Consider the following 10,129-nt stretch of genomic DNA (forward strand, 5'->3'; position numbering starts at 1 on the left):
CGTCGAAGACCTCACGTTCGTCGTCGCTGGCGAAGCCGAAGAGGGTCAGGGAATCTTCGCGCACAATCAGGGACGTGAAGAGCTTCCCCTCCTCGCCGGTGCGGAGCCTGCTGAGGGTCTGCGGGGTGGCGTTGACGCTCATGCCGGCGCCGTTGAGGTCGATCACGGCAGTGGACAGGCCAACGTGCGCTACGGTTCCGCGGAGAAAACTAATCAAGGCCAGGCTCCTGAACTACCGCCGGCTAAACCGACTATCCGAACATATCTACGAATACCCTAGCAAGGGCCTGGGACAATCAGCGTCCACGCCGCGCCTTTGCCTCCGCTTCGGCCCAGGCGCGCTGGGCCGGAGTCAGCGAACTGCTGCCAGGACCGGTGGTGGCAACCGCGGCTCCGCTGCCGGCCCGCCACGCGTGGGTAATGGCGAGGGCGAGGGCATCGGCGGCATCCGCCGGCCGCGGCGGGGCGTCCAGCCGCAGGATTTTGGTCACCAGCTTCGTGACGGCGTCCTTGTTCGAGGATCCGCTGCCCGTCACCGCCGCTTTGACTTCCGACGGCGTGTGGAGCGCCACCGGGATCCCCCGCCGGGCGGCTGCGGCGATGACCACACCGGAGGCCTGGGCAACACCCATCACCGTGCTGACGTTGAGCTGGGAGAAGACGCGCTCCACGGCCAGGACGTGCGGCTCATACCGGTCGAGCCACTCGTCGATGGCGAGGGCAATGACCAGCAGGCGCTGGTCCAGGCTCTCCTCGGCAGAGGTCCCCACCACGCCCACGGCCACCATGGTGGCGCGGCGGTTCTTTTCCACGTCCACCACGCCGATGCCGCAACGGGTGAGGCCCGGGTCGACTCCCAATACTCGGAGGGTCAAGGCCGGGCCTCAAAGTCAGTGCAGGAGTGCGGGATCACTCGGCTTCCAGTGCGGCCTGCACTTCGTCGCTGAGGTCGGCATTGCTGTAGACGTTCTGGACGTCGTCAAGGTCTTCCAGCGCGTCAACGAGCTTCATGAACTTCTTGGCGGCATCCAGGTCGAGGGGAACCTCCATGGACGGCACGAACTCGGCTTCGTCGGTGTCGTATTCAATCCCGGCCTCTTTGAGGGCGTCACGGATGGCCTGGAGGTCCTTCGGGTCGGAGTGGATTTCGAAGGTGTCGCCGTTGTCCTTGACTTCCTCGGCGCCGGCGTCGAGCACTGCCATCAGGACGTCGTCCTCGCTGAGGCCGTTCTTCGGCAGGGTGACAACGCCCTTGCGGGTGAACAGGTAGCTGACCGACCCGGGATCGGCGATGGTGCCGCCGTTGCGGGAGATGGCGAGGCGCACCTCGGAGGCTGCGCGGTTCTTGTTGTCGGTGAGGCACTCGATCAGCAGCGCGGAGCCCTGCGGGCCGCGGCATTCGTACATGATCTCCGTGTAGTCCACGACTTCGCCAGTGAGGCCTGCGCCGCGCTTGATGGCGCGGTCGATGTTGTCATTGGGCACCGAGGTTTTTTTGGCCTTGGTCACTGCCAGGTCCAGCCCCGGGTTGCCGGCCAGGTCCGGTCCGCCCATGCGTGCCGCGACTTCGATGTTCTTGATCAGCTTGGCGAACGACTTTGCCCTGCGGCTGTCAATGATGGCCTTTTTGTGCTTGGTCGTTGCCCATTTGGAGTGGCCTGACATGCTTACGCTTCTCCTCTGATCATGCGGATAAAAAGTTCATGCACGCGCTTCTCGCCTGTCACTTCCGGGTGGAAGGAGGTGGCCAGCAGTTGGCCGGAACGCACTGCAACAATTCTAGCTGTCCCCTGCAGATCGGCTGCGTGGGAGGCGTGGACGGGGTCCGCCGGCTCCACCTGGGCCAGGACCTCGACCCCCGGCCCAACCCGCTCCACCCACGGGCCGCGGATGAAAACGGCGTGCACCGGCGCCACGCCGTCTTCGGTGGCGCTGAAGTCCAGGCCCCGGAAGTCGAGGTCGGTCTCGAAGGACTCCCGCTGGCGCCCGAAGGCGTTGCGCCGCACGGTGATGTCCAGGCCGCCGAAGGTCTGCTGCGGATTGCCGGCGAGATCCGTGGCGGGGTCCGCGATGTCATGCGCCAGGAGGATCATTCCGGCGCAGGAGCCGTAGACCGGGAGGCCTTCGGCGATGTGCTTGCGCAGCGGGTCCGCGAGTTCGAAGGCCCGGGCCAGCTTGTCGATGGCGGTGGATTTTCCTCCGGGAATAATGAGCCCGTCGAGGCCGTCAAGTTCCGCAGGACGCCGGACCCCGATGCCGGTGGCGCCGGACGCCTCGACGGCGCGGAGATGCTCGCGAAAGTCGCCCTGAAGTGCCAGGACGCCGATGCGCAGTCCTGAACCGATACCTGCACGAACGCGCGGATCCGCGGCGGAAAGGGGATTGGTCATCCAATAATCATAGTGTCCCGGAGGCCGCGCCCCGCCCCCTTCGGGACAAGGGCCGAACGTTCCATGCCTCAACTGGGATATATTACAGAGCATGTTTTCCTTCAGCATTCCGCTCGGCAAGCTCGTTCGCCGGGTAACCCGGCTCAGGGGCGGAGGCTCCGCTTTTCCAGGTCTGGTGGTCGAGAAAATCGATCCCGGCTTCATGCAGCGGACACTGTCCACGCTCCCCCACGGGGTCGCGGTGGTCAGCGGAACCAACGGCAAAACCACCACCACGAAGATGGTGGTGGAGCTCCTTGAAAGCCAGGGCCTGAAGGTCTTTACCAACCGCACGGGCAGCAACTTCACCCGCGGCGTGGCGGCTGCCCTCCTGGGCGAGGTCGACTGGCGCGGACGCCTGGATGCTGACATCGCGGTACTTGAACTTGATGAAGCCCACGCTGTGCACTTCGTCAACCGGGTCCCGCCGCGCTACAGCCTCCTGCTGAACGTGCTGCGCGACCAGCTGGACCGCTTCGGGGAAATCGACAAGACGGCGCAGCTCCTGCAGCAGATCGCCGACAAGACCACCGGCACGGTCGTCTTGAACCGCGAGGATCCGCGGGTCGCGCGAATTGCCGAGACCCTCCACGGACCGGACGTGCGCTACTTCGGCCTGGACGACTCCCTGCTGGGCACTTTTCCCAGCGACGACGAGCTGCGCGCCGGCCCCGGAAGCCCTGCCCCGGCGACCGTCCCCCAAAGGCAGACTGCCGACGTCGTGCTACGCCGGGTCGGTGCGGACGACGCTGACTTCGAGTACGACGGCGCCACGGTCACCACCTCGATGAAACTCCGCGGCGTCTACAACATCTTCAACGCCGCCGCGGCGCTGGTGCTGGCCCGCAGCATCTGCGGCAGCGGCGCTGCCACCGCGGACCACGCGGCGCTGCTCGACGCGCTGTCCAAGGTGGCCCCTGCTTTCGGCCGCGGCGAGAGCCTGGTGGTGGACGGGCTGCCTCTGGACCTGGTACTCGTCAAGAACCCCAGCGGATTCCGGCTGGGCCTGAAGTCTTTCCCTTCGGGCGGGTACGCCACCATGATCGCGATCAACGACAACTACGCCGACGGGCGGGACATGTCCTGGCTGTGGGACGTCGACTTCGACTCACTGCGGATAGACGGCGTGGACCAGGTCAGCGGCTCCCGCGCCTATGACATGGCGCTGCGCCTGCAGTACGACGAAGTGGCGGTCCGCGCCGTCAACACGGAGATCGCCCCGGCGCTGGCCGCCTTCATCGCCGGCTCGAAGGACAAACCCAAGCGCGTCTTCTGCACCTACACAGCCATGCTCGCCATCCGCCGCGAGCTGTCCAAAATCACCACAGTGGAGGTGGTCTCATGACCCCCGGGACGTCAGGCAGCAAGGGGACCATCCGGGTCCTGCAGCTCTATCCGCGCGACATGAACATCTACGGAGACTGGGGCAACGCCCTGGTGCTGCAGCAGCGGCTCAAGTGGCACGGCTACACCCCGGAGCTCCTCGAATACAACCCGGGCGATGATTTCCCCGACGAGGTGGACCTGATCGTGGCCGGCGGCGGGCAGGACAGCGGGCAGCTGGTGATCCAGGACGACCTGCAGATGCGGGCGGACACCCTACGGGGCCTTGCGGAGGACGACGCGCCGATGCTGGTGATCTGCGGCCTGTACCAGTTGTTCGGACACTTCTTCAAGACGCGCTCGGGCGCGGTCATTCCGGGCATCGGGATCCTGGATGTGGAAACCCACGGAACGGACGAACGCCTGATTGGCAACGTGAAAGTGACCACTGCCGAGTTCGGCGAAGTCCTTGGCTACGAAAACCACAGCGGCCAGACGACCCTCGGCCCGGGCGTGAGGCCCCTGGGCACTGTCGAAAAAGGGACCGGCAATAACAGCAAGGACGGCCATGAGGGCGCCCGCTACCGCAACATCGTGGCGAGCTACCTGCACGGCTCCCTGCTCCCCAAGAACCCGGCCATCGCAGACTTCCTGATCCGGAACGCCGCCGAACGCAAATATGGTTCCTTTACGCCAGGCGAACCGGACGACCACTTCGCTGTTCTGGCCAGGGAACACGCGGCCCGCCGGCCGCGCTAGGGGCCGCTACTTCTCCTTGCTGATCAGGAGTTCGTGGGCCCCTGCCGTTGCGGCCCCCATCGATTCCACCACGGCCCTGGTCCGCTGCCTGGTCTCGGCGTCGGCGGCCGGGCTGGCGCAGACGCCCTGCGGCGCATCAGAAGCAACAGAACACCAGCGGTACGGCGCGTTGACAATGACTGACGGCGCCCAGCCAAGGTCGGCCGCCGTCCATTTGCCGGCGGCGTCCTGGCTGAACTGGGCCCGTACCAGCAGCCCTTCGTTATTGACCGCGTACGTGGGCGACAGCTCCGTCACGCCATTGCCCAGCCCGTAGACGATCCACGTTCCCTTGTATTTCTCAATGGGCAGCACCGAGTGCGTGTGGTGCCCATAAATCATGGTGAACTGACCGCTGTCCACCAGGGCGTGGGCCATTTCCTGCTGCTGGGCATTCGGGACACTGGCGTATTCGTCCCCCGCGTGCATGACTCCCAGCACGATGTCCGCGCCGAGTTGCCGCGCCTTCTTCGCCTTGGCAATCATCGCCGGGGCATCGAGCATGTCCACCTGCCAGTCCTGTTCCGGGATCTGGCCGTTCAGGCCGTAGGTGGCCTGGATGACGGCGATGTCGGCGGCTGCCGTCGGCAGGATGAGAACGCCGTTTGAGTCCGCCTCGGTCCGGTAGGAACCGGTGTGCTGCAGCCCCGAAGCGTCCAGCGCATCCAGGGTCCGGACCAGGCCGGCGGTACCTTGGTCGATCGTGTGGTTGCTCGCCGTGGTGCACGCCTGGTAGCCCACGCCCTTGGCGGCGGCGATGATCTGCGGCGGCACGTTAAACGACGGGTACGCCGAGAACGGGCCCGCCGGGGCTGCCACCGGCGTCTCCTGGTGGCAAATGGCGAGGTCGCTCTGCTCAATGTAGCGCCGCTGGCCTTCCAGCAGCGGCCCGAAGTCGAGCCCTTTGGAGCCCGCCGCCAAGGCATCCAGGCGCGCCTGTTCCCACAATTGCGTGTGGACCAGCATGTCGCCGGTGACCACCACGGAGGCGCAGCGGACAGCCCGGCATTCGGGTCCTGTACCGGGGGTCGGCGTCTGGCTGGGAGCAGTGGACTCGCTGGGAGCCGGCGACTGCGTGGGAGCTGCCGCGCCTGATTGCTCCGCAGCCGACGGAACTGCCGGTTCGCTGGCCGACGTTCCCGGCGAACCGGCCGGCGCAGCAGGCGACGCACTGGCAGTCCCCTGTCCCGCGCCGCCGTCGGATCTGCCCTGACTGCCGCCCTGACCTGCGATGACGCCGCACGATGCCAGCGCGGCAATGAGTGCCGCCGCGGCAGCGGCCCGGGCAGTGCGGCCGATCACGGTGCTGTGTGAGTTCCCCATGTCCGCAATCCTACGGTGGCCCGCGCTCCAAAAACGCGCCAGTCGTCATTGTGAACTCCGCGCCTGCATGAAAGGGTTGCTTCATGACCAATCCCCTGCTGAGCCTGAGCGAATTGCCGTTCGGGCTGCCTCCCTTCGCGGCCATCGAGGACACCCATTACGCCGAGGCGGTGGATGCCGGTCTGGCGGAACACTTGGCCGAGATCCAGGCCATTGTGGGCAACCCCGCTCCGGCTACGTTCGAGAACACCGCGCTGGCAATGGAACGCTCCGGCCGCCTGCTGCAGCGCGCCGCCGCGGCATTCTTCACGGTGGTGTCGGCGGACGCCTCGGATGCGATCCAGGACCTCGAAACGGAACTCGCGCCGCGCTTCGCCGCCCATCAGGATGCCGTATACCTCAACCGCGGCCTGTACGAGCGGTTCGCCGCCATCGACACGGCAGGACTTGATGCCGAGTCCGGCCGGCTTGTCGAGGAATACCTGAAGGAATTCCGGCAGTCCGGGATCCAGTTGGATGATGAAGGCCAGGAGAAGCTCAAGGGGCTGAATGCGGAGTTGTCCCGCCTTGGCACGGAGTTCGGACAGCGCGTCAAGGAGGCCATGAAGAGCGCCGCCCTGCTGCTGGACGATGCCACGGACCTGGCGGGCCTGCCGGCTGACGACGTCGCCAGCGCCGCGGAAGCCGCCCGTGTGGCGGGCCACGAGGGCAAGTTCCTGCTGACCCTCATCCAGCCCACCAACCAGCCCGCCATGGCGGCGCTGGAGAACCGCGGCGTCCGCCGCCGCCTCTACGAGGCATCGATCGCCCGGGGCAGCAGCGGCGGGAGCCTTGATGTGCAGGACCTCGTGACGTCCATGGTCCGGCTGCGCGCCGAGAAGGCCACCCTGCTGGGCTTCAGTAACTTCGCCGAACTCGTGGTGGACCGGCAGACCGCACCGGACTTCGAGGCGGTCCGGTCCATGCTCAACCGGCTGGCGCCGGCGGCTGTCCGCAACGCTGACACAGAGGCCGCGGCCCTGGCCGAGAGTGCCGGACACCAACTTGAGGCCTGGGACTGGGCCTACTATTCGGCGAAGGTGCGCCGCGACCGCTATGCGGTGGACGAGCAGGCCATCCGGCCCTACTTTGAGCTGGACCGGGTCCTGGTGGACGGGGTGTTCTTCGCGGCCACGTCGCTGTACGGGATCACCTTCCACGAGCGGCCGGACCTCTCCGGCTACCACGCTGACGTCCGGGTCTGGGAAGTGCGCAACGCGGACGGCTCGGGACTGGGACTGTTCCTGGGCGACTATTACACGCGGGAAACCAAACGCGGCGGTGCCTGGATGGATTCCCTGGTTGACCAGTCGGACCTGCTGGGCGCCAAGCCCGTGGTGATCAACAACCTCAATATCTCCAAACCGCCCGCGGGAGAGCCAACCCTGCTGACCCTGGATGAGGTCCGCACCCTCTTCCATGAGTTCGGGCACGCCCTGCACGGGCTCTTTTCGGAAGTCACCTATCCGCGGTTCTCGGGCACCAGCGTGCCCCGCAACTTCGTGGAATACCCCTCGCAGGTCAACGAAATGTGGATCATGTGGCCGGAGGTCCTGGCAAACTATGCCCGCCACCACGCCACGGGTGAGCCGCTCCCCCAGGACGTGGTGGACCGGCTGAACGAATCCCGGCTGTGGGGCGAGGGGTTCGCCACCACCGAGTACCTCGGCGCCGCGCTGCTTGACCTGGCCTGGCACGTGCTCGACGCCGGCAGCGTTCCGCAGGACGTCCTGGAATTCGAGGCCAAGGCCCTGGCAGCAGCGGGGGTTGCCCACACGCTCATCCCGCCGCGGTACCGCACCGGCTATTTTCAGCACATCTTCGCCGGCGACTACTACGCGGCAGGCTACTACTCCTACATCTGGAGTGAAGTCCTTGACGCGGAGACCGTGGACTGGTTCGTCGAAAACGGCGGGCTCACCCGGGCCAACGGCGACCGCTTCCGCGCTGAGCTCCTCTCCCGGGGCAACAGCCGGGACCCGCTGGAGTCGTTCCGCACCCTCCGGGGACGCGACGCCCAACTGGAGCCCCTCCTGAAGCGCCGCGGCCTCGAGTAACGCACCACCCCTTACAAAAGGAACGACGGCGGCGAGTCACCCAGCAAAGGTGACTCGCCGCCGTCGCGGTTTGTTGCTCGGAGGCAGGTACTGGTCCGGCAGCTTGCGTAAAAGGGGCCCTGCGTCCCCGCTCGCCGCGAAGCGGCTTTAGCGGGACGTGGGGAATAGCAAGCAGAGGATCAGGACCTGCCGTACGGCAGAGGACTACCAGCCGCGTTCGGCGAGGCGGTGCGGCTGCGGGATCTCGTCGACGTTGATGCCCACCATGGCTTCGCCCAGGCCGCGGGAGGCCTTGGCAATCACGTCCGGGTCATCGAAGAAAGTGGTGGCCTTCACGACGGCCGCGGCGCGCTGCGCCGGGTTGCCGGACTTGAAGATGCCCGAGCCGACGAACACGCCGTCGGCGCCGAGCTGCATCATCATCGCGGCGTCGGCCGGGGTGGCGATGCCGCCGGCGGTGAACAGCACCACGGGGAGCTTGCCGGTGGAGGCAACTTCCTTGACCAGTTCGTACGGTGCCTGCAGCTCCTTGGCCGCGACGTACAGCTCGTCCTCCGGCAGGGCTGCGAGCTTGAGGATTTCGGCGCGGATCTGGCGCATGTGCGTGGTGGCGTTGGAGACGTCTCCGGTGCCGGCCTCGCCCTTGGAACGGATCATCGCCGCGCCCTCGTTGATGCGGCGCAGCGCCTCACCGAGGTTCGTGGCACCGCACACGAAGGGAACGGTGAAGTTCCACTTGTCGATGTGGTTGGTGTAGTCGGCCGGGGTCAGGACCTCGGACTCGTCGATGTAGTCCACGCCGAGGGACTGCAGGACCTGCGCCTCGACGAAGTGGCCGATCCGGGCCTTGGCCATGACCGGCACGGAGACGGCGTCGATGATCTTGTCGATCATGTCCGGATCGGACATGCGCGACACGCCGCCCTGGGCGCGGATGTCGGCCGGGACGCGCTCAAGCGCCATCACAGCAACGGCACCGGCATCTTCGGCGATGCGGGCCTGTTCGACGTTGACGACGTCCATGATGACGCCGCCCTTGAGCATCTCTGCCATGCCGCGCTTGACGCGGTTGCTGCCCGTGACGCTGTTGGCGGACGAGCCGGCTTCGCTGCTTACATCAGGTGTAGACACAAAAACCCCTATGGGTAGATAGATGTTGCTGGATCCGGTCTCTCGTCCCGGTGCAGACGGCACGCGAATGCCGTACTTCGCACACACCGGATTCCCGGATCCATTGACCAGGTAATCCCAATACTAGTCCCACGGCGGCGGCGGGGCTTAATCAGGACTGCGGGGTGTCCTGGGAGGCTTGGCGGCGGACCGTCAGCACGCGCTGTACCACGGTGATGAGGCTTGCAATCGCAAGCAACACCAGGGTCACGAACAGCACGATGCTCGGCAGCCCCAGCCCGGTGAAGCCAGTGACGACGAGCACGGAGACCAGGCGCTCGGCGCGTTCGGCGATCCCCACGTTCGCCTGGAACCCCAGGGACTCCGCCTTGGCCCTGACATAGGAGACCACCATGCCCAGGACAAGGCAGACGACGGCGGCAATTGCTATCGCTGTATCCGCGCCGCCGGTGAAAAACCAGATAGCGAGGCCAGCGAACAATGCGCCGTCGGCCACCCGGTCCAGGGTCGAGTCCAGGAAGTTGCCCCAGGCGCCGCCCCGGTCCTGCATCCGCGCCATGATGCCGTCAATGACGTCGGAGAAGATGAAGGCCGTGATGAAGATGGTTCCCCACCAGAGCTGCCCCAGCGGGTAGAACACCAGGGCGCCGATCACCACGCCCACGGTGCCGACGATGGTGATGGCGTCCGGCGAGACACCGACCTTGAGCAGCCAGCGGGCAAGCGGAGAGAACAGCGCGGTGAAGAAACCGCGGGCATGCCTATTCAGCATGCGTCTCCCCGGGCCATGCCTCGGCAACCTGCTGGCGCACCTCATCGAGGGTCTGCGTGATCGCCTTGGTCTGGGCGATGATGGGGAAGAAGTTCCCGTCCCCGCCCCACCGCGGAACGATGTGCTGGTGCAGGTGTCCGGCAATCCCTGCCCCACCCACCACGCCCTGGTTCATGCCCAGGTTGAAACCGCCCGGATTTGCCACCTTCCGCAGCACGCGCATGGGGGTGTGCGTAAGGTCGGCGAATTCGGGAGGC

At 66.3% G+C, this 10,129-nt stretch carries 11 protein-coding genes; 3 read left to right on the top strand and 8 right to left on the bottom strand.

What is annotated here, in order from left to right; all coding sequences use genetic code 11:
• The 4 genes from AC3A3W_RS01055 to pdxT all read right to left on the bottom strand — a co-directional run.
• Positions 1-217, bottom strand: a 217-nt coding sequence (locus tag AC3A3W_RS01055) for an OB-fold domain-containing protein (RefSeq protein WP_487440037.1), incomplete at its 3' end; no start/stop codon positions are given.
• A gap of 79 nt (positions 218-296) precedes the next feature.
• Entirely contained in the window at positions 297-875 is a 579-nt protein-coding gene (ruvC, locus tag AC3A3W_RS01060) for a crossover junction endodeoxyribonuclease RuvC (protein ID WP_487440038.1), read from the bottom strand.
• 34 nt (positions 876-909) lie between these two features.
• On the bottom strand, positions 910-1,665 hold the full coding sequence (locus AC3A3W_RS01065; protein ID WP_487440039.1) for a YebC/PmpR family DNA-binding transcriptional regulator: 756 nt from the start codon (positions 1,663-1,665) through the stop codon (positions 910-912).
• Between the two features lie 2 nt (positions 1,666-1,667).
• A complete protein-coding gene (pdxT, locus tag AC3A3W_RS01070; protein WP_487440040.1) occupies positions 1,668-2,390 on the bottom strand; it encodes a pyridoxal 5'-phosphate synthase glutaminase subunit PdxT in 723 nt (240 codons plus the stop codon).
• A 91-nt stretch (positions 2,391-2,481) separates the two neighbouring features.
• Here pdxT and AC3A3W_RS01075 point away from each other — a divergent pair, with 91 nt between their 5' ends.
• Positions 2,482-3,774, top strand: coding sequence for a MurT ligase domain-containing protein (locus AC3A3W_RS01075; protein WP_487440041.1), 1,293 nt, complete (start codon positions 2,482-2,484; stop codon positions 3,772-3,774).
• Entirely contained in the window at positions 3,771-4,511 is a 741-nt protein-coding gene (locus AC3A3W_RS01080) for a type 1 glutamine amidotransferase (RefSeq protein WP_487440042.1), read from the top strand. The genes AC3A3W_RS01075 and AC3A3W_RS01080 overlap by 4 nt, the downstream gene beginning before the upstream one ends.
• Before the next feature lie 6 nt (positions 4,512-4,517).
• Here the strand turns inward: AC3A3W_RS01080 and AC3A3W_RS01085 are convergent, their stop codons facing one another.
• Positions 4,518-5,873: a CapA family protein gene (locus AC3A3W_RS01085; RefSeq protein WP_487440043.1), complete on the bottom strand. Its 1,356-nt coding sequence runs from the start codon at positions 5,871-5,873 to the stop codon at positions 4,518-4,520.
• A gap of 83 nt (positions 5,874-5,956) precedes the next feature.
• Between AC3A3W_RS01085 and AC3A3W_RS01090 the strand changes: the two genes are divergently transcribed.
• On the top strand, positions 5,957-7,969 hold the full coding sequence (locus tag AC3A3W_RS01090; protein ID WP_487440044.1) for a M3 family metallopeptidase: 2,013 nt from the start codon (positions 5,957-5,959) through the stop codon (positions 7,967-7,969).
• Between the two features lie 204 nt (positions 7,970-8,173).
• Here AC3A3W_RS01090 and pdxS read toward each other — a convergent pair whose 3' ends face one another.
• The 3 genes from pdxS to AC3A3W_RS01105 form a co-directional block, all read right to left on the bottom strand.
• On the bottom strand, positions 8,174-9,100 hold the full coding sequence (gene pdxS / locus AC3A3W_RS01095; protein ID WP_309987828.1) for a pyridoxal 5'-phosphate synthase lyase subunit PdxS: 927 nt from the start codon (positions 9,098-9,100) through the stop codon (positions 8,174-8,176).
• Between the two features lie 151 nt (positions 9,101-9,251).
• Complete coding sequence (pgsA, locus tag AC3A3W_RS01100) at positions 9,252-9,872, bottom strand: phosphatidylinositol phosphate synthase (protein ID WP_205653963.1); 621 nt, start codon at positions 9,870-9,872, stop codon at positions 9,252-9,254.
• A partial coding sequence (locus AC3A3W_RS01105) for an HIT family protein (protein WP_487440047.1) occupies positions 9,862-10,129 on the bottom strand: 268 nt, incomplete at its 5' end. The genes AC3A3W_RS01105 and pgsA, both read right to left, overlap by 11 nt.

The organism is Arthrobacter sp. Soil_N43 (assembly GCF_057655195.1).